Source organism: Streptomyces sp. NPDC102514, assembly GCF_055584525.1.
On the sequence record NZ_JBVJLW010000008.1, the window covers coordinates 190982 to 217976 of the forward strand.

Below are 26995 nucleotides of genomic sequence, written 5' to 3' on the forward strand. Positions count from 1 at the left end.
GGGTGCAATGCGGGGGCGCACAGTCTGCCCGAAGCGCTGTGCCGGAGCGAGGGATACACACAGTCGCCGCCGCGTCACGTTGTCGGAGGGGTGGTGCAGGATGGACCGGATGAGCGAGCAGAGCCTCCCGGCGGACGCCTTGCCGGAGTACGCGGAGCGGGTCCTCGACGTCGCCGAGCAGATCCCGCCCGGGCGCGTCATGACGTACGGAGATGTCGCGGAATGGCTGGAGGAGGGCGGTCCGCGACAGGTCGGACGCGTCATGGCCCTCTACGGAGGAGCCGTTCCGTGGTGGCGGGTCGTCCGCGCGGACGGCACCTTGCTCCCCGGCCACGAACTGGACGCGCAGGAGCACTACCGGGCCGAAGGCACGCCCCTCAAGGGCGCGAGCAGGGCCTCCGAAGGCCACCTTCCGCGCATCGACATGAAACAGGCCAGATGGGACGGCGGTGATCGTGCGGAGGGTCACACCCGACAGCTTCCGGCATCGAACCGCCAGGAGAGCGACGGGTGACCCGTTCGAGGGAATGCGGGCACGCCCGGGACATGCCGTACGTTCGTGATGCGGGAGACACCGGTGCTGGGAGGGAACACGGGGAAGCGCCGCTTCCACGGCATCCACCGGCGTAGCGTCGACGGCACGCGTCCCGTTCATCCCGCGGCCACCGCCCGCCTCGCGCCGCCGATCTCCCACCCGTCGCCCGAGCACGATCCCTCACCGACGGCGTCCCGCGCCGACAGTGACAATCCCCAGCACACCCACCAGGACCGGCGAACCACGTGAGCTCCTCTTTCTCCACCAGGCGCCTGTCGTACCCCCAGGGTCGACAGGGGACCCGTGGCGCTTACCGGCTGGTGCGAACCCCGCCGGTACGGGTGGCTCCCCCTCTGCTGGACGCAGCCCAGCGTGCGGCGGTTGACCACGAGGGGGGCCCGCTGCTCGTCCTCGCAGGTCCGGGCACCGGCAAGACGACCACGCTCGTCGAGTCCGTGGCGGCCCGGATCGCCCGCGGCGCGGACCCCGAGCGCATCCTGGTGCTGACGTTCAGCCGCAAGGCCGCCGTGGAACTGCGCGACCGCATGGCGCTGCGCATAGGAGCGGCCCGCGCGCCACGGGCGACGACCTTCCACTCCTTCTGCTACGCCCTGGTGAGGGCCCACCAGGACACCGATCTGTTCGTGGAACCGATGCGGCTGCTCTCCGGCCCCGAACAGGACGTGGCGGTACGGGAACTGCTCGCGGGCCAGCCCGGCCTGGAGCGGCTCGGCCTCGCCCACGTGCGCTGGCCGGACGAACTGCGCGCGTGCCTGACGACGCGCGGCTTCGCCGACGAGGTCCGCGCGGTCCTCGCCCGCAGCCGTGAGCTGGGCCTCGGCCCCGACGCCCTGCAGACCTTCGCCCGGCGCATCGGCCGCCCCGACTGGCTGGCCGCCTCCGCCTTCCTCGCCGAGTACCTCGACGTGCTCGACATGCAGGGAGTGCTCGACTACGCGGAACTGGTGCACCGCGCGGTGCTGCTCGCCCGGCGTCCCGGAGTGGCCGAACGGCTCGCCGAGCAGTACGACGCCGTCTTCGTGGACGAGTACCAGGACACCGATCCGGCGCAGCTGCGGCTCCTGGACGCGCTCGCGGGCGGTGGCCGCACGCTGGTGGCCTTCGGCGACCCCGACCAGTCGATCTACGCGTTCCGGGGCGCCGACGTGAACGGCATCCTGGAGTTCCCGGACGTCTTCCCACGTGTGGACGGCACACCGGCCCCGGTCGAGGTCCTGAGGACGTCCCGCAGGTCGGGCGCGGGCCTGCTGGCGGCCACCCGGCTGCTGACCCAGCGCATGCCCCTGACCCGCCTCCCGGCGGAGAAGGTACGCGCCCACAGGGAACTCGCCCCCGTACGGGACGGCGGCCAGGTGGAGGTCTACACGTACCCGACCTCCGGTACGGAGCTGGACAACATCGCGGACATCCTGCGTCGCGCCCACCTGGAGGACGGCGTTCCGTGGAAGGACATAGCCGTCCTGGTACGTGCCGGCTCCCGCACCATCCCGACGATCCGCCGCACGCTCACCGCGGCCGGCGTCCCCCTCGACATCGACGGCGACGACCTGCCGCTGCGCCACGAACCGGCGGTGACGCCCTTGCTGTCGGCCCTCAAGGCGGTGGCCGCGGCGGAACTGGGGGAGCCTCCCGCCCGCGAGACCCCTTCAGCCGAGCCCCCTTCCTCCGAGACGTCTTCTCCTGAGACCCCTTCTCCTGAGATCGCTCCCTCCGAAGACGCGACTTCGGAAGGGCCCCTCTCCGGAGAGCCCACCTCGGGCGAGACGGCGTCGGAGGGACCCGCCTCAGAGGAGCAGGCCGCCCCAGAGGAGCGGGCCGCCTCGGAGGAGCAAGCCGTTCAGGAGCAGTCCCTTCAGGAGCAGCCCCTCCGGGAGGAGCAGGCCGTCCCGGAGAAGCCGTGGCTCGACGTCGAGACCGCGCTCACCCTCCTCGCGTCCCCGCTGGCCGGCATGGACGCCGCGGACCTGCGCCGTCTGGGCCGTGCCCTGCGCGAGGAGGAGCGCGCCGCGGGCAACCACGTGCCACCGCCCTCCGACGAGCTGCTGGCACGGGCACTGGCCGAGCCGGAGCGGCTGGTCGCCCACGACCCCTCGTACGCGCGCGGCGCCCAGCGCCTGGGCGCCCTCCTGCGCAAGGCAAGGGAGCGCCTGGCAGGGGGCGGCACGGCCGAGGAGGCACTGTGGGAGCTGTGGGACGGCACGCCCTGGCCGCAGCGCCTGGAGCGGGCCGCCCGGCGCGGCGGCGCGGCCGGCCGCAACGCGGACCGCGACCTCGACGCCGTGTGCGCGCTGTTCGCGACCGCGGCCCGCGCCGAGGAACGCACCGGCGGCCGAGGCGCCCTCAACTTCCTGGAGGAGGTCGACGCCCAGGACATCGCCGCCGACACGCTCACCCGAAGGGCCGTTCGCCCCGACGCCGTACGTCTGATGACCGCGCACCGCTCCAAGGGCCTGGAATGGCGCCTGGTCGTCGTCGCGGGCGTTCAGGAGGGACTGTGGCCCGACCTGCGCCGTCGCGGTTCCCTCCTGGAGGCGGACCGCATCGGACGGGACGGTCTCGCGGAGCCGCTCACCCCCGGAGCGCTCCTCTCCGAAGAACGCCGCCTGTTCTACGTGGCCGCCACACGCGCGCGTGAACGGCTCGTCGTCACCGCCGTGAAGGCCCCCGCGGACGACGGCGACCAGCCGTCCCGCTTCCTCACCGAACTCGGCACGGAGCCCAAGGACATAACGGGCCGCCCCCGCCGCCCCCTGTCCGTCGCCGCGCTCGTCGCGGAACTGCGGTCCACCACGGTCGACCCCCGCGTCTCGGCCACCCTCAGGGAGGCGGCGGCCCGCCGTCTGGGCAGACTCGCCGCGCTCGGCGACGAGGACGGCCGCCCCCTGGTGCCGTCCGCGCACCCCTACCGCTGGTGGGGCATGTACGAACCCACCGAGAGCAAGGTGCCGCTGCGCGACCGCGACCATCCCGTCGTGCTCTCCGGCAGCGCCCTCGACCAGCTCGCCAACACCTGCGCCCTGCAGTGGTTCCTGGGCCGCGAGGTGAAGGCGGACGCCCCCGCGACCGCCGCCCAGGGCTTCGGCAACGTGGTGCACGTCCTGGCGGACGAGGTCGCCTCCGGCCGTACTCCCGCCGACCTCGCCGTCCTCATGGAGCGGCTCGACTCCGTGTGGGAGGCGCTCGCCTTCGACGCACCCTGGAAGTCGGCGCAGGAGAAGGAGCATGCGCGCGTGGCGCTCGAACGCTTCCTGAAGTGGCATGTCATGGACCGCGCCGAACGCACTCCGGTGGCCAGCGAGCACGACTTCGACGTCACCCTCGAAGCGGGCTCCTACGAAGTCCGCATCCGCGGCTCCATGGACCGCGTCGAGCGGGACGCCGAGGGCCGCGCCTATGTGGTCGACTTCAAGACCGGCAAGCAGGCACCGAGCGCCGCCGACGTGGCCCATCACCCGCAGCTCGCCGTCTACCAGCTCGCCGTCAGCGAGGGTGCCGTGGACGAGGTCTTCGACGGCGAACGCCCCGAGCCCGGCGGCGCCGAACTCGTCCAGCTGCGCCAGGGCGCCCCCAAGAAGGACGGCGGTGAGACCCTGCCCAAGGTGCAGGCCCAGGAGCCGCTGGAGGGGGAGTGGGTCGGCGACCTCCTCGCCACCGCCGCGGGCAAGGTCCTCGACGAACGGTTCACGCCGACGACCGGCCAGCACTGCACGCACTGCGCCTTCCGGGCCTCGTGCAGCGCCCGCCCGGAAGGACGTCACGTCGTCGAGTGACGGGGCACAGCCCCGGGCAGCCGTCCGCGGGGGTGTCCGCCACATCCGCTGCGATCCGCGCCGAAGTGTCCGCGGCAATCCGCTCCAAAGGGTGTCTGCCGTGTACGAAGCGCCGCGAAGTGACATACAGCACCACGTGTGCTGACCTGCGCATCCTTCGGCCCTGCCGCCGAATCGGCACCGACTGTCAGTGGGCGCGACTAGCCTCTCTGACGTGCCAGCCCGTATCTCCGATCCCGAGCAGCTCAAGGAGCTCCTCGGCATCCCGTTCACCCCGGAGCAGACGGCCTGCATCGTCGCCCCGCCCGCCCCGCAGGTGATCGTGGCCGGAGCAGGCTCCGGCAAGACCACGGTGATGGCAGCGCGCGTGGTGTGGCTGGTCGGCACCGGACAGGTGGCCCCCGAGCAGGTCCTGGGCCTGACGTTCACCAACAAGGCGGCGGGCGAACTCGCCGAGCGCGTACGGAAGGCCCTGATCAAGGCCGGAGTCACCAACCCGGACGTGATCGACCCGGACAACCCGCCGGGCGAACCGGTGATCTCCACCTACCACGCCTTCGCCGGCCGCCTCCTGACCGATCACGGGCTGCGCATCGGACTCGAACCCACCGCGCGCCTCCTCGCCGACGCCACGCGCTACCAGCTGGCCGCCCGGGTCCTGCGCGAGGCACCGGGCCCCTACCCCGCGCTCACCCGCTCCTTCCCCGACCTGGTCGGCGACCTCCTCACCCTCGACTCCGAGCTGGCGGAACACCTCGTACAGCCCGAGGAACTGCGCGCGTACGACGCCCGGCTGCTGCACGAGCTGGAGGGCGCCAAGCTCAGCAACGCCGATCTGCGCAAGGTCCCGGAGACCGCCGCCGCCCGGCGTGAACTGACCGAGCTGGTGAGCCGCTACAGGAAGGCCAAGCGCGAGCGCGACCTCCTCGACTTCGGCGACCAGATCGCCCTCTCGGCGACCCTCGCCCGCACCCGCTCCGAGGTCGGCGGCATCCTGCGCGACGAGTTCCGGGTGGTCCTCCTGGACGAGTACCAGGACACGTCCGTGGCCCAGCGCATCCTCCTGGCCGGTCTGTTCGGCGGCGGCACGGGCCACCCGGTGACCGCCGTCGGCGACCCCTGCCAGGCCATCTACGGCTGGCGCGGCGCCTCCGTGGCCAACCTCGACGACTTCCCCGAACACTTCGCGCACGCCGACGGCCGCCCCGCGACCCGCCAGTCGCTCAGCGAGAACCGCCGCAGCGGAGGCCGCCTCCTCGACCTCGCCAACGGCCTCGCGGAGCCCCTGCGCGCCATGCACGCGGGCGTGGAGGCCCTCCGCCCCGCCCCCGGCGCCGAGCGCGACGGCATGGTCCGCTGCGCCCTGCTGCGTACCCACGCCGAGGAGATGGACTGGCTCGCCGACTCCATCGCCCATCTTGTCCGCACCGGCAAGGCCCCCGGTGAGATCGCCGTCCTGTGCCGCACCGCGACCGACTTCGCCCAGATCCAGGGCGCGCTCGTCGCCCGGGACATCCCGGTGGAGGTCGTGGGGCTCTCCGGGCTGCTGCACCTGCCCGAGGTCGCCGACCTGGTCGCCGTCTGCGAGGTCCTCCAGGACCCCGGGGCCAACGCCTCACTGGTCCGTCTGCTCACCGGACCGCGCTGGCGCATCGGCCCCCGCGACCTCGCCCTCCTGGGCCGCCGCGCCCGGCTGCTCGTGTCCCACGCACGCGTGGGCGCCGACGACGACCCCGACCTGCGGCTCGCCGCAGCCGTCGAAGGCGTCGACCCGGCCGAGGTGATCTCCCTCGCGGACGCCCTCGACACCTTCCTGGAGACGCCCCTCGGCGATGACGGGGACGACGACGGGCTGCCGTTCTCGGCCGACGCCCGCGTACGGTTCGCGCGGCTCGCCACCGAACTGCGCGATCTGCGCCGCTCGCTCGCCGACCCGCTCATGGACGTCCTGCACCGGGTGCTGGCCACCACGGGCCTGGAGGTGGAGCTCTCCGCGTCCCCGCACGCGCTGGCCGCCCGCCGCCGCGAGACCCTGTCCAACTTCCTGGACGTCGCCGCCTCCTTCGCCGCGAACGAGGGCGAGGCCTCCCTGCTCGCCTTCCTCGGCTTCCTGCGCACCGCGGCCCAGTACGAGAAGGGCCTCGACAACGCCCTGCCGGGCGGCGAGAACACCGTCAAGGTGCTCACCGCGCACAAGTCCAAGGGCCTGGAATGGGACGTCGTCGTGGTCCCGGGACTCGTCACCGGCACGTTCCCCAGCGGCCAGGGCCGCGAGAAATGGACCGCCCAGGGCAAGGTCCTCCCGCACGAACTGCGCGGCGACGCCGACACCCTGCCCGACATCGACGCCTGGGACTCCCGCAGCATGAAGGCCTTCCACGAGGCCATGAAGGAGCACCAGCACACTGAGGAACTCCGCCTCGGCTACGTCACCTTCACCCGCCCCCGCTCCCTGCTGCTCGGCTCCGGTCACTGGTGGGGCCCCTCCCAGAAGAAGCCCCGCGGCCCGTCCGACTTCCTGCACGCCCTGTACGAGCACTGCGCGGCCGGGCACGGCGAGATCGAGGCCTGGGAGGACGCACCCGAGGAGGACGAGGAGAACCCCGCGCTGCTGGCGGCCGGTGGCGACCACGCCTGGCCGCTCCCGCTCGACGACCTGGCGATGGCCCGCCGCCGCGAGGCCGCACAGACGGTGCTGGCCCACCTGGAGTCCGGCCAATCCCACGAGACGGCCCACCCCTCCGCTCACGACGCCCCGGGCCCGTACGACGACCCGGACTGGCCACCGCCGGAGGAGGACGAGCCTCCTTACGAAGAGGCCGATTTCACGGACGACGCCCCGGACGACTGGGACGCGTGGACCCCGGAGCGCCCGGTGACCCCCGACCGCCCGACGGTCCCGCACCCCAGCCCCGCCCCGGACGCCCGCCCGCACCCTCCCGAGACCTCGCGCCTCACCCTGGAGGAAGCCCGCACCATCGCCTCCTGGGACCGCGACCTCGACGCCCTCACCGGGGAGCTCCTGCGCGCCCGCGAGAGCGTCACGGACGTCCCCCTGCCGGCCTCCCTGACCGCGTCCCAGCTGCTGCGGCTGGCCGCCGACCCGGAAGGGTTCGCACAGGAACTGGCGCGCCCCATGCCGCGTCCGCCCCAGCCCGCCGCCCGCCGGGGCACCCGCTTCCACGCCTGGGTCGAGGCCCGCTTCGAAGAGCTGCGCCTCCCGATGCTGGAGCCGGAGGACCTGCCCGGCAGCGAGGCCGAGATCGCCGACGAACGCGACCTGGAAGCCCTCAAGGACGCCTTCGACCGCACCCCCTACGCCCACCGCACGCCCTACCGGGTCGAGACCCCCTTCCAGCTCGCCATCGCCGGCCGCGTCGTACGGGGCCGGATCGACGCGGTCTACAAGGAAGAGGTCCACACGAAAGGCGCCCACAAGGAAGGGGCAGACGAGCACGGAGCCGGGCAGGCGACGACGACGTACGAGATCGTCGACTGGAAGACCAGCCGCACCCGCACCGCCGATCCGCTCCAGCTCGCCGTCTACCGGCTCGCCTGGGCCGAGCAGCGCGGCGTCCCCCTGGAATCCGTACGGGCCGCCTTCCTGTACGTGCGCACCGGCGAGGTCGTACGCCCCAAGAGCCTGCCGGACCGGGCCGCGCTGGAACGCCTCCTCCTGGAAGAACCACCCGAAGGGGTTCCCGACGAACCGCCGGACCAGCACGCGCGCGTGGACGGATAGGCTCGTGACCATGAGCAAGACTCCGGACAGCGCCGTCCGCGCGTACACCGAGCAGCACCGCGCAGCCTTCCTCGACGACCTCGCCGAATGGCTGCGCATCCCGTCCGTCTCGGCCCAGCCCGAGCACGCCGCGGACGTACGGCGCAGCGCCGACTGGCTCGCCGCGAAACTACGGGAGACGGGCTTCCCGACCTGCGAGGTCTGGTCGACCCCCGGCGCACCCGCGGTCTTCGCCGAATGGCCCTCGGACGACCCGCAGGCACCCACGGTCCTCGTCTACGGCCACCACGACGTACAGCCCGCCGCTCGCGAGGACGGCTGGGACACCGACCCCTTCGAGCCCGTCGTCCGCGGAAACCGACTCCACGCGCGCGGGGCCGCCGACGACAAGGGGCAGGTGTTCTTCCACACACTCGGCGTTCGGGCCCACCTCGCCGCCACGGGCCGCACGACCCCCGCGGTCCATCTGAAGCTGCTGATCGAGGGCGAGGAGGAATCCGGCTCCCCGCACTTCCGTGACCTCGTAGAAGCCCGCAAGGACCGGCTGACCGCCGACGCGGTGATCGTCTCCGACACCGGCATGTGGTCCGAGGACACCCCCACGGTGTGCACCGGCATGCGCGGCCTCGCCGAGTGCGAGATCCAGCTGTACGGACCCGACCAGGACATCCATTCCGGCTCCTTCGGCGGTGCCGTGCCCAATCCGGCCACCGCCGTCGCCCGCCTCGTCGCCGCGCTGCACGACGAGCACGCGCGCGTGGCGATCCCCGGGTTCTACGAAGGCATCACCGAACTCACCGACCGCGAGCGGGAGCTCTTCGCCGAGCTGCCCTTCGACGAGGAGCGCTGGCTGCGTACCGCCCGGTCCACGGCCACGCACGGAGAGAGCGGCCACACCACCCTGGAGCGCGTCTGGGCCCGCCCGACCGCCGAGGTCAACGGCATCGGCGGCGGCTACCAGGGCCCCGGCAACAAGACGATCGTCCCGTCCTCGGCGATGGTCAAACTCTCCTTCCGGCTCGTCGCCGGACAGGACCCCGACCACATCGAGAAGGCCGTCCGCGCCTGGGCCGCCGAGCAGCTGCCCGCCGGGATCCGCCACGAGATCACCTTCGGCGCCGCCACGCGTCCGTGCCTCACACCGCTCGACCATCCCGCCCTGCAGTCCGTCGTACGCGCCATGGGCCGCGCCTTCGAGAAGGAGATCCGCTTCACCCGCGAGGGCGGATCGGGGCCCGCCGCGGACCTCCAGGACGTCCTCGCCGCCCCCGTGCTGTTCCTCGGCATCTCGGTCCCGTCCGACGGCTGGCACGCCCCGAACGAGAAGGTCGAACTGGACCTCCTCCTCAAAGGCGTCGAGACCTCCGCCTACCTGTGGGGCGATCTGGCCCGGAACTGGCGAGATGCACACTGAAGAAGCCCCGCCGCACCCGTCCTGCCGTACAACCGGACATCCGGCTGAACAGCCCGCCGAACCAACCGTTTCACCGGGGGAGTTGGAAGCACCCGTGACCACCTGGACCGACCGCACCGCCGACCGTCCCATCTCGCTCACCGCCCCGAGCGGCATCGACCGGGCCGCCCACCACCGGCTCGACGAGGCCTGGCTCGCCGCGGCGTGGAGCCACCCCACCACCCGGGCCTTCGTGGTCTCCGGCGGTCAGGTCCTCATCGACGAGACGCCCGACGGCACCACCGAACTCGTCATGACCCCGTCCTTCGAAGCGCCCCTCACCGAGGCGCACCGCTACTTCCTCGGCACCGACGACGACGGCGTGAGCTACTTCGCCCTCCAGAAGGACACCCTGCCCGGCCGCATGGACCAGTCCGCGCGCGCGGCGGGTCTGCGCGAGGCGGGCCTGCTCCTGTCACCCCGTGACGCGGGCCTCATGGTGCACGCGGTCGCCCTGGAGAACTGGCAGCGCCTGCACCGCTTCTGCTCCCGCTGCGGTGAGCGCACGGTGATCGCCGCGGCCGGTCACATCCGCCGCTGCCCCGCCTGCGGTGCCGAGCACTACCCGCGCACCGACCCGGCCGTGATCATGGCCGTGACGGACAACGAGGACCGCATCCTGCTCGGCCGCCAGGTGCACTGGCCCGAAGGCCGCTTCTCCACCCTCGCGGGCTTCGTCGAGCCCGGTGAGTCCATCGAGCAGTCGGTCCGCCGCGAGGTGTTCGAGGAGGCCGGCATCACCGTCGGCGAGGTCGAGTACGTCGCCAGCCAGCCCTGGCCGTTCCCCTCCAGCCTCATGCTGGGCTTCATGGCCCGCGCGACCTCGGCGGAGATCAATGTCGACGGCGAGGAGATCGAGGAAGCGCGCTGGTTCTCCCGCGAAGACCTGCGGGCCGCCTTCGAGTCCGGGGAGGTCCTGCCTCCGTACGGCATCTCGATTGCGGCCCGTCTGATCGAGCTCTGGTATGGCAAGCCCCTGCCGACGCGCGGAGCGGCCACCTGAGGCGGCCGGCGCCCGGGACCGGGGACAGGTCCTAGGCGCCGATCTTCTGCTTCACCTGGGCCAGCGAAGGGTTCGTCAGCGTCGAGCCGTCGGGGAAGAGGACGGTGGGAACTGTCTGGTTTCCGCCGTTCGCCTTCTCCACGAACTCCGCGGACGCCGGGTCGTGCTCGATGTTGATCTCGTCGTACGTGATGCCCTCGCGGTCCATCTGGCTCTTCAGCCGACGGCAGTAGCCGCACCACGTGGTGCTGTACATCGTCACAGTGCCCGGCATGTCTCTCGTGCTCCTTCGCTGCAGGGAGGTGCGTGTTCGCAGTGAGGGGAACGTACGCGACCGGTCTGCCATTCCCGTGCGCGGGCGGGCAGGGGCGACGCGGGGACGGGCGGCGCCTGCCGTATAAGTACGACTGCGAGCGGCTGCCTGTGGACAACCGGCGCATCCGTCCCGGCCGACCTGGCAGCATGGCGGGGTGACAGCAGCATCGCACTCCACCCTTTTCCCGCAGGGCACCCACGGCTCTCAGTACCCGGCACCGCCGAGTGGGGCCGACGCGGTGCTCGAAGGGCTCGACCCCGAGCAGCGTGAGGTCGCCACCGCCCTGCACGGCCCGGTCTGCGTGCTCGCGGGAGCCGGCACGGGCAAGACCCGTGCCATCACCCACCGCATCGCCTACGGGGTGCGGGCAGGGATCCTCCAGCCCTCCAGCGTCCTCGCCGTCACCTTCACCGCACGGGCCGCGGGCGAGATGCGCGGCCGTCTCCGCCAGCTCGGCGCCTCCGGGGTCCAGGCCCGCACCTTCCACTCCGCCGCACTGCGCCAGCTCCAGTACTTCTGGCCGAAAGCGGTCGGTGGCAGCCTGCCCCGCATCGTCGACCGCAAGATCCAGCTCGTCGCCGACGCCGCTGCCGCCTCCCGCATCCGTCTCGACCGCGGCGAACTGCGCGATGTCACCGCCGAGATCGAATGGTCCAAGGTCACCCAAACCATCCCCGCCGACTACGCGGCGGCGGCCGTGAAGGCCGGCCGCGAGGCCCCGCGCGACCGCGCCGAGATCGCACAGCTCTACGCGGCGTACGAGGACATCAAGCGGGGCCGCGGCGTCATCGACTTCGAGGACGTCCTGCTGCTGACCGTCGGCATCCTTCAGGACCAGCACCACATCGCGGAAGCGGTCCGCGCCCAGTACCAGCACTTCGTGGTCGACGAGTACCAGGACGTCAGCCCCCTCCAGCAGCGCCTCCTGGAACTGTGGCTCGGCGAGCGCGACAGCCTCTGCGTCGTCGGCGACGCCAGCCAGACCATCTACTCGTTCACCGGCGCCACCCCCGACCACCTCCTCGACTTCCGCACCCGCCACCCCGGCGCCACCGTCGTCAAGCTCGTCCGCGACTACCGCTCCACCCCTCAGGTGGTCCACCTCGCCAACGGCCTGCTCGCCCAGGCCCGCGGTCGCGCCGCCGACCACCGGCTGGAGCTGATCTCCCAGCGCGCCGCGGGCCCCGAGCCCGGCTACGCGGAGTACGCCGACGAGCCCGCCGAGGCCGAAGGCGCCGCCCGGCGCATCCGCGACCTGATGGCCTCCGGCACCCCCGCGAGCGAGATCGCGATCCTCTTCCGTACGAACTCGCAGTCCGAGATCTACGAACAGGCCCTCGCCGATGTCGCCGTGCCCTACCAGCTGCGCGGAGCCGAACGCTTCTTCGACCGCCCCGAGGTCAAGCGGGCCATCCACGCCCTGCGCGGCGCGGCCCGCTTCGGGGGCAACGACTCACTCCTCGACGACGCCCCCGACCTGCCCTCGCAGGTGCGGGCGGTGCTGTCCGGGGACGGCTGGACCCACCAGCCACCGGCGGGCTCCGGCGCCGTCAGGGAGCGCTGGGAATCCCTCGCCGCCCTCGCGAACCTCGCCCAGGACTTCGCCGCCGCCCGGGCCGACGCCACCCTCGGCGACCTCGTGGCCGAACTCGAAGAGCGCGCCGGCGCTCAGCACGCCCCGACCGTCCAGGGCGTCACCCTCGCCTCCCTCCACTCCGCCAAGGGCCTGGAGTGGGACGTCGTCTTCCTGGTCGGCGTCGCCGAGGGCATGATGCCGATCTCCTACGCCAAGACCGACGACCAGATCGAGGAGGAGCGCCGCCTCCTCTACGTCGGTGTCACCCGCGCAAGACAGCACCTCTCCGTCTCCTGGTCGCAGTCCCGCTCACCCGGTGGCCGCCCCAACCGGCGGCCCAGCCGCTTCCTCGACGGCCTGCGGCCCGGCTCCGTCACCACCGCGGGCCGCAGGGGCGCGACCGGCCCCGGCGGGCCCGGCGGCATCGAGCGCGGGGCCGTTGGCAGCGTCCCCGACGCACCCCGGCGGACCAGCCGCACCCCCGCCCGCTGCCGGGTCTGCGGTCGCACCCTCAACGACGCCGGCGAGATGAAGCTGATGCGCTGCGAGGACTGCCCCTCCGACATGGACGAAGGGCTCTACGAGCGGCTGCGCGACTGGCGTGCGGTCCAGGCCCAGGGGAGCGGGCAGCCGGATTTCTGCGTCTTCACGGACAAGACGCTGATGGCCATCGCGGAAGCGGTGCCGTCCACTCCGGTTGAGCTGGCCCGCATCCCGGGCGTCCGTGCCCGCAAGCTCAACCGCTACGGAACCGACGTACTCGCCATCTGTGCAGGTCAAGAGCCTGATACCGGTGAAGGCGAGGAATGATTCAAACTCGTCGAGAAAATAGTTTGCGCATGCCCCAGCAATCCCCATAAGTTCTAGAGCACGGAAACGGCGGCCTTCTCGAAGGCCCAGGTTTCGTGCTGTACTTAACAACCGAAGGACCGGCTCGCCCGGTCCCAGAGACGCCGAGAGGAGGCGATTCCAGTGATCAGCATCACCACCAGCTCCGCCAGCACCGCCAAAATGACCGATCGCTCGGTCGTCTCCACGTGCCTGCTCGGCTTCTCGAACCTGGGCACCGGTCTGTCCGGCATCGCTGCCATTCGGCCGGCGTCCCCCGTGTCTCTCGCGACACTCCCTGTCCGCGAGCGCAATGAGCGACCGATGAAGGCACTGGAAGCAGTAGAGGCACAGGCGAAGGCCTATGCCTTTGAGGCGGCCGGTGCCGGAGCCAACCAGCAGACGCATCACACGATGTGGGCCTTCCGTGGGCCTGACCCCTGGAGTGATCCAGCCTGATCGACGATCAGGCCGGCGCCTTCAGGGCCGCGGAACCCCACCCGGGATCCGCGGCCCTTCTGTTTGTCCCCGACCGGGGACGACGGAGCGAAGGGGCCTCGGGACAAGAAAAAACCCCGGTACCAGCCGCCAACCGGCCGACCCGGCCGGCACGACCAGACGAGGAAGACCAACCGTGCAACTCGAAGCGCACGCCCCGTCCGTACCGCCTTCCGAAACGATCACCCCGCCCGGTTCCACGGAGGACTCCACCTTGATCCCGCTCACTGCGCTGACCGCGCTCGACGACGCCATCGAGAACCTCGGCGTACCCGTCCCCTGCCGTTCGTACGACCCGGAGGTCTTCTTCGCCGAGTCGCCGGCCGATGTCGAGTACGCCAAGTCCCTCTGCCGTACCTGCCCGCTGGTCGAGGCCTGCCTCGCCGGTGCCAAGGAGCGGCGTGAGCCCTGGGGTGTCTGGGGCGGCGAGCTCTTCGTCCAGGGTGTCGTTGTCGCCCGGAAGCGGCCGCGTGGCCGCCCGCGCAAGAACCCGGTTGCGGCATGAACATCACAGGAACGATCGATCGCCCCCTGACGCACGACCCCAAGAAACAGGCCCCGATGAAGCCGTCCACCGGCGAGCCCACCGGCTCCGCGATCCCAGACTTCACTGCCACCGGCGCGAACGACTCGCGTCAGAACAGGACCCGAGAGATGCAACTCATTCCAGAAGCTCTCGCGCGTGCGCATATGCACGAGCGAATCCAGGAGGCGGAGCGTGAACGCCGGGCCATGCGCCTGGTGGTCGCCCGCCGTATGCAGCGCCGCGCCGAGCGCGCGTCGCTGCGTGCCCGCCGTGCTCTGGCCATGGCGGTCATGCAGTAAGACCCACCGGCCGAGAGGCAGCACGAACAACCGCTGATCGCGGGGGCCGGTCCGAACGGACCGGCCCCCGCGGTGCGTTGTGCCTCCCGTCGCCTCCCGTCGCTTCGCTCCGCGAACGCTCGGGAAGAGCTCAGGCCCCGGCTGCCGAGTCCTCCTCCTCATCCAGATCCAGTTCCAGATCCGTGTCCAGATCCGGCTCCGCGTCCGGCAGGAAGCCGGGAAGCCACTCTTCGAGCTCCTGCCGCAGCCGGACCGTCGCTCCCAGCTGGCACAGCACGCCGATCGTGCTCAGGGTCACCCGGTGGATCAGCAGATACGCCGGGGGCAGATTGAGCTGCTTGCCCAGCTGGTGTGCGGGGGAGCGGGGATCGGCGACCCGGGCCGCCTGGCTGCGCATCCAGCCCCGGCTGAAGGTGAACTCGTCGAGCTGGGCCGGTTCGATGATGGGGAGCAGGTAGTCGAGGACGGCGTCCGGATCCAGTTCTATGGACTCCCTGACGAAGCCCTCCTCGCGGAGCAGTTCGTAGACGGCCTCCGCCTCGCCGTCGAGGGTCATGCGGAGTGATTCACCGATCGTCGACGGCAGCCCGTCGGGCAGGCGGTCCACCGTGCCGAAGTCCAGGACCCCCAGCCGCCAGCCGCTCCTGTCGGCGGAACCGCCGGAACTGCCGGAACCGCCGGGACTGCCGTCCGGCACGAGGCGGAAGTTACCCGGGTGCGGGTCGGCGTGGAGCAGGCCGGTACGGGAGGGGCCGGAGAAGAGGAAGCGGGCGAGGAGCTGACCGGCCCGGTCCCGCTCCTCCGGAGTGCCGTCGGTTATCACCTCGGACAGAGGCGTTCCGTCGATCCACTCCGTCACCAGCACCTGCTCGCGCTGATGGACCACTGCTGGCACCAGCACGTCCGGGTCGTCCGCGAACTCCTCCGCGTGCGCCTGCTGCGCCTGTGCCTCCAGGCCGTAGTCGAGTTCCTCGGAGACCCGGTCGCGCAGTTCCGCGATGAGCGGCTTGATGTCCATGCCCGGGATCAGCGGCCCCAGCAGCCGGGCGAAACGGCTCAGCTGGTTCAGATCGGACAGCAGGGCTTCGCCCGCCCCGGGGTACTGGACCTTGACCGCGACCTGCCGGCCGTCGTGCCAGACCGCCCGGTGCACCTGTCCGATCGAGGCCGCCGCGGCTGGTTTGTCCTCGAATTCCAGGAACAGGTCCTGCCAGTCCTTGCCCAGCCGCTCGGCCAGCACGGTGTGCACCGTGCGCGTCGGCATCGGCGGGGCCGCTTCCTGGAGCTTGGTGAGCGCCGCGCGATAGGGGCCCGCGACCTCCTCGGGAAGAGCCGACTCGAAGACGGACATGGCCTGTCCGAACTTCATGGCGCCGCCCTTGAGCTCGCCGAGCACCTTGAACAGCTGCTCGGCCGTCCGCTGCTGCAGCTCGCGGCCCACGAGCTCCGCGGACTTGCCGCCGATCCGTTTGCCGAGTCCCCAGGTGGCGCGCCCGGCGAAGCCGAGCGGAAGCGCGGCGAGCTTGGCGGTCCGGGTGACCGCCTTCCGGGGAAGATCAGACATGCGCCCTCCAAGTACCGGACAGCCGTGCCGCGTGCGGCTGTTGCCCGGCCATTGTCTCGTGCGGCCCTTCGTCTTCCGAGGTCTGCTCCCCCTTACCTTTCTCCCCGGGCCCGCAGGGGCATGCGGGATGCTGCCACACCGGGCGGGCGTGCCAGTCGAAACCGGGCACCGAGACCTCCCAGCGGGTTCCCGCACTCGACGGTAGCCCCCCGTCCAGAAAGGCCAGCGCGTGCCCCGCGGCCAGCCCCGCGACCGTGGCCGCCAGGGTCAGATCGCATGCCGGAACCTGGCGGGGCCGCCCGGAGCGCCACTGGGCGAGAAGGCGGGGCCAGGCGGGATCCCGGTCGGTGCGTCCCAGGTCCAGACAGCCCACGCAGGAGGTCTCTCCGGGAAGGACCAGCGGGCCGACGACGCCCGTCCCCTCCACGACCCCGGCGAAGAGATGCGGCGTACCGGAGTCGATCAGCGGCTCGAAGACCGCCGGATCGGGCGCGTGGACGGCGAGGCCGTCCCGGGGCGCGACGATCACCAGGGAGTAGCCCGGGTCGTCCGGCCCGGGAGCGGACCCGGCGCCTCCTCGGCGGACCGGCCGGCCGGGGGCCGCTCTGCGCACCGCGCGCCGTGCGGCCTCGTCCCTGCGCTCGCCGACGGACTCCACGGTCAGTCCGCCCGGCGCCACGTCCCAGGGTTCGACGCAGCCGCCGTCCTGTACATCGACCCGGCCGACGCCCGCGCCCGCCAGCGCCGCGGCCAGGACGGCCCCGACCCTGCCCGCGCCCCGCACCTGAACGCGCAGTGCGTGGCGGGCCGCCAGCCGGCGCATGGCCTCGCCCGGATCGGGAGCGACGAGGGAGAGCGAGGCGGCGTCGGGCCGGAGCCGGTCCAGGACGGCCGGTTTTCCGCGCAGGGCGTCGGCGGCCGGGCCGCCGCCCGTCGCGTCGTCCAACAGTCCGGCCCGGGACAGCCGCTCCACCAGACCGTCGACATGGCCGTCGGGCAGGCCCATCCTGCGTCCCTCGTCGCGCAGCAGCGGCAGCCCGCGTGTTCCGTCGAACAAGGTCAGGAGGCTGCCCGTCGCCGTGTCCACCGGGCCGAGCACCATCGCGTGCGCGGGAACCATCCCGAACTGCACGGTGTTCAGATCCCGCCAGCCGCGCCGCAGCGCGGGCTTCACCATCGGATGCATGCAGCGCCCCCCGTACGTCCCCGTTGTCGTCCCGGTGTCCCGGTGCGCCGGCGGAGTTCGTCCCGCTCCGTCGGCCGAATGCCAGGATGCCCGCATTGCCCGGCGCGTGCCGAAAGTTATCCACAGGCGGTGGATGTTCGTCGTACAAATCGAGCGCGTGGGGTGCGGTTCGGCATCGATGCGTACCGGAGACGGGACTTCCAGCATGCGCAACGGGTAACGTCGGGGCGTGCCCGCCGACCCACTGCACCGTGCCGGAAACCCACAGCGCAGCACGACGAGCCAGCCGCCCAGCGGCTCGGGGGCGAGCGCGATCGAGGTCCGCAGGAGCGCGCGACGGCGCAGAACGGTCTCCGCGTACCGTGAGGGCGATCGCACCGTCGTGCTCATTCCCGCCCGGATGTCCGAGGCGGAGGAGCAGCGCTGGGTCACCGTCATGCTCGACAAGCTGGCCGCCCAGGAGAACAAGCGGGTGCTCGGCGACACGGAGCTGTCCGAGCGTGCCGCACGGCTCTCCGAGCTGTACTTCGACGGCCGGGCCCGGCCCACCTCGGTGCGCTGGGTCACCAATCAGAACACGCGCTGGGGCTCGTGCACCCCGGCCGAGGGCAGTATCCGCCTCTCGCACCGGCTGCAGGGCATGCCCGAGTACGTCGTCGACTACGTCCTCGTCCATGAGCTCGCGCATCTGCTCGTACCGGGCCACGGAGCCGATTTCTGGCGACTCCTTGAGGCCTATCCGCGCACCGAGCGGGCCCGTGGTTATCTCGAAGGAGTGGTCGCCGCCGACCGGCTGCCCCACCTGCCCGCGGCGCGCGGCGAGTGAGGCGCGGCTGAGGGCCTGACGCCGAACGCCCTGTCCGGACCGCCGGGAGCGGGTTTGTGTACCGGGTCTGTACCGGCTTCCGCCACGGCTGGATTTTGCCGTTAGCCTGACGCGACGCACTTGTATTCGGGATGGGGGACGGTCGTTACGCATGGCCAGGGAATTCCAACGCGGCCACAAGGCCAGGATCAGTGACCTCACCGCGGGCACCGATCTGTACGTGGGTGTGCAGATCACAGGTCCGGGGCTGACCTTCGACATCAGCTGCTTCGGTCTGGACGCCGACGAACGGCTTTCGGACGACCGGTACTTCATCTTCTTCAACCAGCCGAAGTCCCCCGAGGAGTCCATTCAGCTTCTCGGCGCCCAGGCGGGCGACACGGAGTCCTTCCGCGTCACCCTCGACAAGATCCCTCAGCAGATCCAGAAACTGTCGTTCACGGCGACCGTCGACGGCGCGGGACAGATCTCCCAGATCGCGCCCGGGTACATCCGGATCGTGGCGGGCGGCGAGGAGGTGGCCCGGTACGCGTTCACCGGCGCCGAATTCTCCACCGAGCGTGCCGTGATGCTGGGTGACTTCTACCTGAAGGACGTCTGGCGCTTCGCCGCGGTCGGGCAGGGCTTCGACGGCGGACTCGACGCGCTGCTGCAGAACTTCGGCGGCGAGGTCGCCGAGGAGGAGCCGGCCGCCGCGCCCGCGCCGCAGGCCGGTGCACCGTCGTTCGCGCCGCCGGCCCAGGCCACCGCGCCGCCCGCGTTCGGGGCCCCGGCAGGCCATGCCGCGCCCGCCCCTGCGGCGCCGCAGCCCGCTCAGGGTTTCGCGCCGCCTCCGGGTCAGACGCCGCCACCGGCGCCCGCGCCTCCGGTGCACGCCGCCCCGACCATCATCGCGCCCTTGACCCCGCCCGGTGGCGCTCCCGTACCGCCGCCGGCACCCGCTCCGGCGCCGTACGGACAGCCGGGCCAGCAGCCCCCGTACGGCCAGGCCCCCGGCCAGACCGCACCCCTGCCGCCCGGCTACGGGCAGCCCCAGGCGCCCCACGCACCTCCCCCGCCTCCGGGGTACGGCCAACAGGGTCCGCCGCCGGGCTACGGACAGCAGCCGCCGTTCGGTCAGGTGCCGGGTCAGCCCGGCGCACCGGGCGCGCCCGCCGGATACGGAGTGCCGCAGGGCGCCCCCCAGGGCGGCGCCGGTGTCACCGCGGCGCTGCAGGCCTACAAGGAGACGCCCACCGGGCAGCGCTGGACCCAGCAGAACAAGAAGATGGTCCGCGTCGACCTCGGCATGGGCGGCGACCAGGCCGTACTGGCCCGCCAGGGCAGCATGGTGCTCTACCAGGGCAAGGTCGACTTCAGCTACAAGGGTGCCGGGTTCGCCGGCCGGCTCGTGGGCAACGCGACCGGCCAGGAGATGCAGCTCATGCGCTGTTCGGGCCGTGGCCAGGTCTTCCTCGCGGAGAACGGCGCCATGCTGCACCCCATCGAGCTGCAGGGAGACGCCGTCTGCGTCTCCGCGGAGAACGTCCTGGCCTTCGACGAGACGCTGCAGTACGAGGTCCGTCGCATCGAAGGGCACGGCATCCCCGGAGGCGCCCTGTTCACGATGCAGTTCCAGGGGACCGGCACGATCGTCGTCAAGACGCGTGGCGTGCCCGTGGTCCTGCCCGTGACACCGACGACGTTCGCCGACTGCAACGCCGTCGTCGCCTGGTCCGCCGCCTCCCAGGTGATCGTCTCCAGCCAGGTGCGCATGCGCCGCAACGCCTATCCGGGCGACACCGGGGAGAGCGTGAACCTCCAGTTCCGCGGCGCCCCCGGCAATTTCATCGTCGTCCAGCCGTACGAGGTCTGAGGGAGCCCGTTTCATGATCCAGCAACTCGCGGGCTTCGCCCCGGCACCCGTTGCCGCGCGCATGGAGAACCACGGCAATCACATGCTCAAGGTCGCCATGCAGACCGGAAACGACCTCCTCGCGCGCGTGGGGTCGATGGTCGCCTACGAAGGCTTCGTCCAGTACGAGCCCAATCCGCCGGCCGTGCGCCAGATCGCCAAGGACTGGATGACCGGCGAGGGCGCACCCCTGATGAAGTGCTCCGGAGACGGCCTGCTCTACCTCTCCGACTACGGGGCGAACGTCGTCGTCATCAACCTCAACGGCGACGCGATCTCCGTCAACGCCACCAACCTGCTCGCCTTCGACGCCCATCTGACGTGGGGCGTCGAGCGGGTCAAGGGACTGGCGAAGTTCGCCGGCCAGGGGCTGTGGAACACCAAGATCTCCGGGCAGGGCTGGGTCGCGCTGACCTCCCGGGGCAAGCCCATCGTCGTCGACTGCGGCGGTGGCGAGGACGAGACGTACGTCGACCCGGACGCGCTCGTCGCCTGGTCCCCGAACCTCAAGGTGAAGGGCAAGCGCAGCTTCAAGGCGCAGTCGCTGATAGGGCGGGGCAGCGGCGAGGCCTTCCAGATGGCCTTCTCCGGACAGGGCATCGTCGTCGTCCAGCCCAGCGAGGACAGCACCGACCGCCTCCGGGTACGGGGCTGAGGGGGAGGACACACATCATGCAGAGCTCGCTTTTCGCCTACAACGACCAGCAGTCCCAGGACCGCTACAGCCTGCAGAACAAGCAGATGCTGCGCGTCCTCCTGGAGGGCCACGACGACGTGCTCGCCCGCAAGGGCACCATGGTCGCCTACCAGGGCCTCGTGGAGTTCGACGCCGAGTACCAGAACACCGGCCAGCAGCGGTCGCGCGCCCACACCGGTGAGGGCCTCGACCTGATGCGCTGCCACGGGCAGGGCACCGTCTTCCTGGCCAACCTCGCCCAGCACATCCATGTGGTGGACGTGGACCAGGACGGTCTCACCGTGGACAGCACGTACGTCCTGGCGATGGACTCCGCGCTGCACCACGAGGTGATCGCCGTGGACAGCCAGTACGGCATCTCCGGATCCGGCAAGTACCAGCTCAACATCACCGGGCGCGGCAAGGTCGCCCTGATGACCTCGGGCATGCCCCTGATGATGCAGGTCACGCCGGACAAGTACGTCAACTGCGACGCGGACGCGATCGTCGCCTGGTCCACGAGTCTGCGCGTACAGATGCAGGCCCAGACGCATTCCTCCGGAGTGTTCCGCCGCCGTGGCAACACGGGGGAGGGCTGGGAGCTCAGTTTCATGGGCCAGGGGTACGTGCTCGTCCAGCCCAGCGAGATGCTGCCGCCGCAGAACGCCGTCATCGGGTCCGGGATCGGGGCCCAGTACGGAGTGGGGCAGCAGGGGGCCCGGGGGCAGAACCAGGGGAATGTCTGGAGCTAGGCCCTCCGGGTCCGGGGGAAGGGGACCGAGCGCCGGTGGACGGGTGCCGGTCCGGTGGGGGCTTGTCGCGCAGTTCCCCGCGCCCCTGACGGGGCACTGCGTAAGGGGCGGTCGCTACGGCGACCGCCCCTTACACGCGCCTGTTCAGAGCCTTGCCCGTGTGGCGTCGAGGAGACGTACGACCGAGTCGTCCGCCACCTGTGCCACCTCGTCGTAGGCGAACCAGCGCAGGTCCAGGGACTCGTCGCTGATCTCCTGGACGGCGCCCGGCTCGGCCACGGCCGCGTACTGGACGTCGAAGTGCCAGTGGCACGGTGCCGGGATGGGATGCCGGTCGAGCCGGACGGGTCCGCCCGGGAGCAGCGTCAGACCCGCGATGCCTGACTCCTCCGTGGCCTCACGCAGGGCCGCGGCCTCCAGAGTGGTGTCCCCGGGTTCGCAGTGACCGCCCATCTGGAGCCACATCCGCAGCTTCCTGTGGAGCGTCAGCAGCACCCTGCCCTGCCCGGGGTCGATCACCAGGGCGCTCGCCGTGACGTGTCCTGCCGTGCAGGCCTTCCACATGCCGTCCGGATGGGCCTGAAGATGGTCGAGGTAGGCCTGCCGCAGCTCCTCCTGGCCCTCGATGTCCTTCAGGACCAGGACGGCGTTGTCGTACAGGGTCACTTGTCGTTGTCGCCCTTGTCGTCGTCCTTGTCCTGGACGTTCTTGTCCTGGGGCTCGCTCTCGTCCTTGGTGAGGTTGGGCTTTTCGGGTGAACCGCTCGCTGCTTCGCCGAGCATCTTGTCGAGTTCGGAGAAGTCCAGCTGCTCGCGGTGCACGAAGCCGTCCGGGTCGTCCAGGTCGGAGGCGGTCGGCAGCATGTCCGGGTGCTCCCACAGGTTGTCCCGGCCGTCGACCCCGCGCGCGTCCGTGAGCGAGGCCCACAGGCGCGAGGCGTCCCGCAGCCTGCGCGGACGCAGCTCCAGGCCGATCAGCGTGGCGAACGTCTGCTCGGCAGGGCCGCCCGTGGCGCGGCGGCGGCGCAGCGTCTCGCGCAGCGCGTCGGCGGACGACAGACGGGGCTTCGCGGCCGAGTGGACCACCGCGTCGACCCAGCCCTCGACGAGCGCGAGAGCCGTCTCCAGACGGGCCAGCGCGGCCTTCTGCTCCGGAGTGTCCTCCGGCTGGAACATGCCCTGCTGGAGAGCCTGCTGCAGCTCCTCGGGGTTCTGCGGGTCGAACTGGCCGACCACGTCCTCCAGCTTCGCCGTGTCGACCTTGATCCCGCGCGCGTACCCCTCGACCGCGCCGAACAGGTGCGAGCGCAGCCACGGCACGTGGGCGAAGAGGCGCTGGTGGGCGGCCTCGCGCAGGGCGATGTAGAGGCGCACCTCGTCCTGGGCGATCCCCAGGTCCTTGCCGAAGGCCTCGATGTTCAGCGGGAGCAGCGCGGCCTTGCCGGCCGGGCCGAGCGGCAGGCCGACGTCGGACGAGCCGACGACCTCGCCCGCGAGCACGCCCACGGCCTGTCCGATCTGCGTACCGAACATGGCGCCGCCCATGGAACGCATCATGCCGAGCAGCGGGCCCGCCATGGCCTGCATCTCCTCGGGCAGGACATCGCCCATGGCCGCGCCGACGCGCTCGGCGACCGGGTCGACGAGCTCCTTCCACACGGGCAGGGTCGCCTCGACCCACTCCGCGCGGCTCCAGGCCACCGCGGAGGTGGCGCCGGACGGCAGCGACGTCGCGTCGTCCAGCCACAGGTCGGCCAGCCGCACCGCGTCCAGGACGGCGGCGCGCTCGGAGGGGCCGACGCTCGCGTCCTTCGTGCCGTCGGAGGTTCCCTGGGAGACCGTCTGGCGGGCGATCTGCTTGGCCATGTCCCAGTTCACCGGGCCGCCCTCGTACGAGAGCATCTGGCCCAGCTGCTGGAACGCGGCGCCCAGGTCGTTGGGGTTCAGCGAACCGAACATGGCTGCGAGCGGGTTGTCGCCTCCAGGTCCGCCGGGCCCGAAACCGAACGGGTTGGCAGGTCCCTGACCACCACCGCTCTGCTGGTCCTTCTTCTTGCCCTCGTCGCCGTTCTCCGGCTCCTCCGGCGGAAGGCCGAATCCGAATGGGGTGTCACTCACGGGATTCCTCGGCTGTTAAGGCCGCCGGTTCGCTCCGACGGCGGCTGCCCTGCATCACCACCCAGCGTAGACACCACAACCGGTTCGGGCCTCGGTGCGTCGCCGACTCGGCGGCTGCGGCAGGATGGATGCCACCTGGTACGTACGCGTCACTCGCGTTCTTACTGAAGACAACCGCTGGAGACGCCTGGTGAGTTCCCCAGATCCACAGGTTCGCGCAGCGCGAAACCTCTCAACCCACCCGTCACCCGAACATCGGCCCTCACCTGCGGCGCAGCGCGCCGACGGGACATCCGCCGTGCGCGGGCCCGTCGTGGCGATCACCGGTGCCGCGGCCGGGATCGGCGCGATGCTCACCGAGCGGCTCGTCGCCTGCGACGAGATCAAGCAGGTCATCGCCATCGACGAGCGGCGCGGCGAGTGCGCGGGCGCGCAGTGGCACATCCTCGACGTCCGGGACCCGGCCATCGCCGAGAAGTTGCGCGGGGCGGACGTCGTGGTGCACCTGGCCCTCGACCTCGATCTTGAGACGGATCCGGCGGCGCGTACGGCGTACAACGTGCGGGGCACCCAGACCGTGCTCACGGCCGCCGCCGCTGCCGGGGTCCACCGTGTCGTGCTGTGCACGTCGGCCATGGTCTACGGAGCGCTGCCCGACAACGAACTGCCCCTCTCCGAGGACGCCGAACTGCGGGCCACCGCCGAGGCCACGGGGGTCGGGGACCTGCTGGAGGTCGAGCGGCTCGCCCGGCGGGCGCCCCGCGCGCACCCCGGGCTGAACGTCACCGTCGTACGCCCCGCCGTGCTCGTCGGAGGCACCGACACCGCGCTGACCAGGTACTTCGAGTCGCCTCGCCTCCTGGTCGTCGCCGGTTCCCGGCCCGCCTGGCAGTTCTGCCATGTCGAGGACCTGTGCGCCGCTCTGGAGTACGCCGCCCTGGAGAAGGTCGACGGGGAACTGGCCGTCGGCTGCGACGGATGGCTGGAGCAGGAGGAGGTCGAGGAGCTCAGCGGCATCCGGCGCATGGAGCTGCCCTCCGCCGTCGCCCTGGGCGCCGCGGCCCGGCTCCACCGCATCGGGCTCACCCCGTCGCCGGCCGGGGACCTCGCGTACACGATGTACCCCTGGGTGGTCAGCGGGAGCCGGCTGCACGATGCCGGGTGGCGCCCCCGGTGGACCAACGAGGAGGTGCTCGCCGAGCTCCTGGGCGAGGTCGCCGGGCGGCACACCCTCGCCGGACGGCGGCTCGGCCGCAAGGACGCCACGGCGGCGGGAGCCGCGGGGGCGACGGTCGCCCTGCTGGGCACGGCCGCGCTGGTACGGCGCGCGCGGAAGGCCCGGCGGCGGATCTGAGCCGGTGCCGGAGCCGGGACGGCGCCGAAAAGGGAGGCTCCGCGGGCCGGTGCCCGAACGCGGTCCTGTAGGAGGCTCCGACTCCACGCGCGCGTAAGCGTGTGAAAGTGCCGTTCCACGGGGCCGACGGGGTGGGGCACGATGGGGGCATGGCACCCATGAGCGACCATCCCGGTGAGCAGGCGGCACAGGACCCCATCAAGCTTCTGGCGATCCGGGAGACCGACCTCTCCCTGGACGAGGTCTTCCGGGCCGTCGGTGACGACGCCTCCGGAGGGACCGCGCTCTTCGTGGGGACCGTGCGCAACCACGACGGGGGAGCGGACGTCGACGCCCTCGGATACTCCTGCCACCCCAGTGCCGAGGCCGAGATGCGGCGGGTCGCGGAGAAGGTCGTCGCGGAGTACCCGGTACGGGCGCTGGCCGCCGTGCACCGGGTCGGTGACCTGCGGGTGGGCGATCTCGCGGTGGTCGTCGCCGTCTCCTGCCCGCACCGCGGGGAGGCCTTCGAGGCCTGCCGGAAACTGATCGACGACCTGAAGCACGAGGTCCCGATCTGGAAGCACCAGACGTTCTCCGACGGCACGGACGAATGGGTCGGTGCCTGCTGACCGCTCCGGTTGCGTAACCAGACCCCTGCCGTGAGCGTTAAGCAAGCAGATGGTTAATCTGCTGATCAGTCAGTTGCGGTGGTTCATGGGGTTGGGAGGTCGGCATGGCAGCGCTCGCCTGGTTGCTGATTCCGCTTTTCGCCGCGATCGGTGCCGGCGCCTGGGGCAGTTGGGCGGGACGGAACCGCAAGACCATCGGTGACGGTCACGAGCTCGCCGGCTACACACGCTTCCGCGAGGCCATGGAGAAGTCGCACTCCGACGCCTGACCGGCCGTCGGACCCCCGGACGGGCGGCCCCGACGGTGCGTTGACAGTGCTGTCCCGTACTGTCGTTCCATGCCACGCCGCACCGCGACGATGCTCGCCTCCACCCTGATGCTGATCGCGCTCCTGTGCGCGGGAGTCTTCATCAATGTGCCGTATTCGGAGATGTCACCGGGTCCGACGGTGAACACGCTCGGCGAGCACGACGGCGAGCCTGTGCTCCACATCACCGGCCGCAAGACGTACCCGACGAGCGGTCATCTGAACATGACCACCGTCCGGGTCACCAGCGCCGACTACAACATGAACCTCGTCGAAGCCGTGTACGGCTGGCTGGCACACGACAACAAGGTGGTTCCGCACGACACGCTCTACCCCGACGGCAAGACGGAGGAGCAGTCGACGCAGGAGAACGCCGAGGAGTTCAGCCAGTCCCAGGAGAGCGCCAAGGTCGCGGCGCTCAAGGAGGTCGGCATCCCGGTGAAGTCCTGGGTGATCGTCTCCACCGTCGTCAAGGACACCCCCGCCGAGGGCAGGCTGCACGCCGGTGACGTGATCAAGGCCGTCGACGGTACGACGGTGAAGGCGTACGACGACGTCGCGAAGCTGGTCACCAAGCACAAGGCGGGCGACAAGGTCGTCTTCACGGTCGTGCCGGCCAAGGAACAGGCCGCCGCCCTGAAGGAGAAGAAGACGGCGACCAGGACCGAGGACATCACGCTCACCACCGCCAAGTCCCACGACAGCGGTGAGGACCGGGCGATCGTCGGCATCGAGGCGGGGACCGACCACACCTTCCCGTTCACCATCGACATCAAGCTCGCCGACGTGGGCGGCCCCAGCGCCGGTCTGATGTTCGCCCTCGGCATCGTCGACAAGCTGACCCCGGGGAGCCTCACCGGCGGCAAGTTCGTCGCCGGCACCGGCACGATCACCGACGAGGGCAAGGTGGGCCCGATCGGCGGTATCGAGATGAAGACCGTCGGCGCCCGCGCCAAGGGCGCCCAGTACTTCCTGACGCCGAAGGACAACTGCGAGGCCGCCGCCCGTGACGTCCCCGACGGGCTCACGCTCGTCAAGGTCGACACCATCGACGACGCGGTGAGCGCCCTCAAGGACATCCGTGGCGGCGACACGGACGACCTGCCGAAATGCGCCTAGGTCGTGTCCGCAAAGGCCCGT

23 protein-coding genes are annotated in these 26995 nt (G+C 71.4%); 18 read left to right on the forward strand and 5 right to left on the reverse strand.

From position 1 onward, the window contains the following. Positions 1-109: 109 nt before the first annotated feature. The 6 genes from ACZ60E_RS21845 to nudC all read left to right on the forward strand — a co-directional run bounded on the left by ACZ60E_RS21845 (position 110) and on the right by nudC (position 10524). Positions 110-514 (forward strand): MGMT family protein, encoded by a 405-nt coding sequence (locus ACZ60E_RS21845; RefSeq protein WP_384804499.1) that lies wholly within the window; start codon positions 110-112, stop codon positions 512-514. Positions 515-562: 48 nt separating this feature from the next. Next, positions 563-784: a hypothetical protein gene (locus ACZ60E_RS21850; RefSeq protein ID WP_469442486.1), complete on the forward strand. Its 222-nt coding sequence runs from the start codon at positions 563-565 to the stop codon at positions 782-784. Further along, positions 781-4326: an ATP-dependent helicase gene (locus ACZ60E_RS21855; RefSeq protein ID WP_469442488.1), complete on the forward strand. Its 3546-nt coding sequence runs from the start codon at positions 781-783 to the stop codon at positions 4324-4326. Before ACZ60E_RS21850 ends, ACZ60E_RS21855 begins: the two co-directional genes overlap by 4 nt. A 214-nt stretch (positions 4327-4540) precedes the next feature. Continuing rightward, on the forward strand, positions 4541-8068 hold the full coding sequence (locus tag ACZ60E_RS21860; RefSeq protein ID WP_469442490.1) for a UvrD-helicase domain-containing protein: 3528 nt from the start codon (positions 4541-4543) through the stop codon (positions 8066-8068). A gap of 10 nt (positions 8069-8078) precedes the next feature. Then, positions 8079-9482 carry a dipeptidase gene (locus ACZ60E_RS21865; RefSeq protein WP_384804493.1) on the forward strand — a complete coding sequence of 468 codons (1404 nt, stop codon included), beginning with the start codon at positions 8079-8081 and terminating at the stop codon, positions 9480-9482. Positions 9483-9576: 94 nt separating this feature from the next. Then, positions 9577-10524, forward strand: a complete 948-nt coding sequence (gene nudC / locus ACZ60E_RS21870) for an NAD(+) diphosphatase (RefSeq protein ID WP_199854922.1) — start codon at positions 9577-9579, stop codon at positions 10522-10524. A 31-nt stretch (positions 10525-10555) separates the two neighbouring features. Here the strand turns inward: nudC and ACZ60E_RS21875 are convergent, their stop codons facing one another. Then, positions 10556-10798: a mycoredoxin gene (locus tag ACZ60E_RS21875; protein WP_384804491.1), complete on the reverse strand. Its 243-nt coding sequence runs from the start codon at positions 10796-10798 to the stop codon at positions 10556-10558. Between the two features lie 196 nt (positions 10799-10994). Here ACZ60E_RS21875 and ACZ60E_RS21880 point away from each other — a divergent pair, with 196 nt between their 5' ends. From ACZ60E_RS21880 to ACZ60E_RS21895, 4 genes are all read left to right on the forward strand, one after another. Further along, positions 10995-13226 (forward strand): ATP-dependent DNA helicase UvrD2, encoded by a 2232-nt coding sequence (locus tag ACZ60E_RS21880; RefSeq protein ID WP_469442492.1) that lies wholly within the window; start codon positions 10995-10997, stop codon positions 13224-13226. Positions 13227-13388: 162 nt separating this feature from the next. Continuing rightward, a complete protein-coding gene (locus ACZ60E_RS21885; RefSeq protein WP_385834455.1) occupies positions 13389-13703 on the forward strand; it encodes a hypothetical protein in 315 nt (104 codons plus the stop codon). Positions 13704-13878: 175 nt separating this feature from the next. Then, the gene (locus ACZ60E_RS21890; RefSeq protein WP_384804485.1) at positions 13879-14247 is read left to right on the forward strand and encodes a WhiB family transcriptional regulator; all 369 of its coding nucleotides are present in this window, start codon (positions 13879-13881) and stop codon (positions 14245-14247) included. Continuing rightward, positions 14244-14567, forward strand: a complete 324-nt coding sequence (locus ACZ60E_RS21895; RefSeq protein WP_189769140.1) for a hypothetical protein — start codon at positions 14244-14246, stop codon at positions 14565-14567. The genes ACZ60E_RS21890 and ACZ60E_RS21895 overlap by 4 nt, the downstream gene beginning before the upstream one ends. Before the next feature lie 130 nt (positions 14568-14697). Here ACZ60E_RS21895 and ACZ60E_RS21900 read toward each other — a convergent pair whose 3' ends face one another. Beyond that, positions 14698-16131, reverse strand: a complete 1434-nt coding sequence (locus tag ACZ60E_RS21900; protein WP_469442494.1) for an ABC1 kinase family protein — start codon at positions 16129-16131, stop codon at positions 14698-14700. Next, complete coding sequence (locus ACZ60E_RS21905; protein ID WP_469442495.1) at positions 16124-17317, reverse strand: ThiF family adenylyltransferase; 1194 nt, start codon at positions 17315-17317, stop codon at positions 16124-16126. The genes ACZ60E_RS21900 and ACZ60E_RS21905 overlap by 8 nt, the downstream gene beginning before the upstream one ends. A 229-nt stretch (positions 17318-17546) precedes the next feature. Here ACZ60E_RS21905 and ACZ60E_RS21910 point away from each other — a divergent pair, with 229 nt between their 5' ends. The 4 genes from ACZ60E_RS21910 (at position 17547) to ACZ60E_RS21925 (ending at position 21465) form a co-directional block, all read left to right on the forward strand. After that, the gene (locus ACZ60E_RS21910; protein ID WP_248777468.1) at positions 17547-18143 is read left to right on the forward strand and encodes a M48 metallopeptidase family protein; all 597 of its coding nucleotides are present in this window, start codon (positions 17547-17549) and stop codon (positions 18141-18143) included. A 151-nt stretch (positions 18144-18294) separates the two neighbouring features. Continuing rightward, the gene (locus tag ACZ60E_RS21915) at positions 18295-19998 is read left to right on the forward strand and encodes a TerD family protein (RefSeq protein WP_469442496.1); all 1704 of its coding nucleotides are present in this window, start codon (positions 18295-18297) and stop codon (positions 19996-19998) included. Positions 19999-20011: 13 nt separating this feature from the next. Beyond that, positions 20012-20692, forward strand: a complete 681-nt coding sequence (locus ACZ60E_RS21920; RefSeq protein ID WP_107020137.1) for an AIM24 family protein — start codon at positions 20012-20014, stop codon at positions 20690-20692. 17 nt (positions 20693-20709) lie between these two features. After that, the gene (locus ACZ60E_RS21925) at positions 20710-21465 is read left to right on the forward strand and encodes an AIM24 family protein (RefSeq protein ID WP_469442500.1); all 756 of its coding nucleotides are present in this window, start codon (positions 20710-20712) and stop codon (positions 21463-21465) included. A 144-nt stretch (positions 21466-21609) separates the two neighbouring features. On the opposite strand, the gene ACZ60E_RS21930 is transcribed toward ACZ60E_RS21925, so the two are convergent. Together ACZ60E_RS21930 and ACZ60E_RS21935 are read right to left on the reverse strand one after the other, a co-directional pair. Continuing rightward, the gene (locus tag ACZ60E_RS21930; RefSeq protein ID WP_469442501.1) at positions 21610-22131 is read right to left on the reverse strand and encodes an NUDIX hydrolase; all 522 of its coding nucleotides are present in this window, start codon (positions 22129-22131) and stop codon (positions 21610-21612) included. Next, the gene (locus ACZ60E_RS21935; RefSeq protein ID WP_453792285.1) at positions 22128-23582 is read right to left on the reverse strand and encodes a zinc-dependent metalloprotease; all 1455 of its coding nucleotides are present in this window, start codon (positions 23580-23582) and stop codon (positions 22128-22130) included. The genes ACZ60E_RS21930 and ACZ60E_RS21935 overlap by 4 nt, the downstream gene beginning before the upstream one ends. A 190-nt stretch (positions 23583-23772) precedes the next feature. Between ACZ60E_RS21935 and ACZ60E_RS21940 the strand changes: the two genes are divergently transcribed. The 4 genes from ACZ60E_RS21940 to ACZ60E_RS21955 all read left to right on the forward strand — a co-directional run bounded on the left by ACZ60E_RS21940 (position 23773) and on the right by ACZ60E_RS21955 (position 26974). Continuing rightward, positions 23773-24936, forward strand: coding sequence for an SDR family oxidoreductase (locus ACZ60E_RS21940; protein ID WP_385834463.1), 1164 nt, complete (start codon positions 23773-23775; stop codon positions 24934-24936). Positions 24937-25085: 149 nt separating this feature from the next. Continuing rightward, positions 25086-25547: a molybdenum cofactor biosynthesis protein MoaE gene (locus ACZ60E_RS21945; protein ID WP_469442503.1), complete on the forward strand. Its 462-nt coding sequence runs from the start codon at positions 25086-25088 to the stop codon at positions 25545-25547. Between the two features lie 104 nt (positions 25548-25651). Continuing rightward, complete coding sequence (locus ACZ60E_RS21950; protein ID WP_189773698.1) at positions 25652-25816, forward strand: hypothetical protein; 165 nt, start codon at positions 25652-25654, stop codon at positions 25814-25816. 69 nt (positions 25817-25885) lie between these two features. Next, positions 25886-26974 (forward strand): YlbL family protein, encoded by a 1089-nt coding sequence (locus ACZ60E_RS21955; protein WP_384804464.1) that lies wholly within the window; start codon positions 25886-25888, stop codon positions 26972-26974. The last annotated feature ends 21 nt before the right edge of the window (positions 26975-26995 follow it).